The organism is Dietzia sp. PP-33 (genome assembly GCF_033790845.1).
Taxonomy (GTDB): domain Bacteria; phylum Actinomycetota; class Actinomycetes; order Mycobacteriales; family Mycobacteriaceae; genus Dietzia.
Genome location: NZ_JAMYEI010000029.1, coordinates 1 through 462 on the forward strand (window position 1 = coordinate 1; position 462 = coordinate 462).

The following is a 462-nucleotide window of genomic DNA, read 5'->3' on the forward strand; positions in this document are numbered from 1 at the left end:
TCCACAATTCGACGCCGCTGCTCTACATCAACGCCGACAAGGCCAAGGAAGCCGGCCTCGACCCGAGCAAGCCGCCGCAGACCTGGGCGGAATTGACCGACTGGGCCAAGAAGCTCACCAAGCGCGAGGGCGACAAGGTCACGCAATGGGGCATCGCGATCCCCTGCGCCTATGATTATTGCGGCTGGATGATGGAAACGCTCACCATGACCAATGGCGGGCGCTACTACAACGAGGAGTTCGGCGGCGAGGTCTATTACGACACGCCCTCGATGCTCGGCGCGCTGACCTGGTGGAACGACCTCGTCTATAAGCACAAGGTCCACGCGCCCGGCGCCACGCCCGGCCCGGCCGTCAGCACCTCCTTCATCTCCGGCAATGCCGCGATGATGATGCTCTCGACGGGCTCGCTCACTTACGTGCGCGACAACGCCAAGTTCAACTACAAGGTCGCCTTCATCC

1 protein-coding gene is annotated in these 462 nt (G+C 62.6%); it reads left to right on the top strand.

Annotation, left to right across the window (positions count from 1 at the left end; all coding sequences use genetic code 11):
• Positions 1 to 462: extracellular solute-binding protein (locus NJE57_RS19920; RefSeq protein WP_319030225.1), on the top strand; the 462-nt coding region annotated here is incomplete at both ends.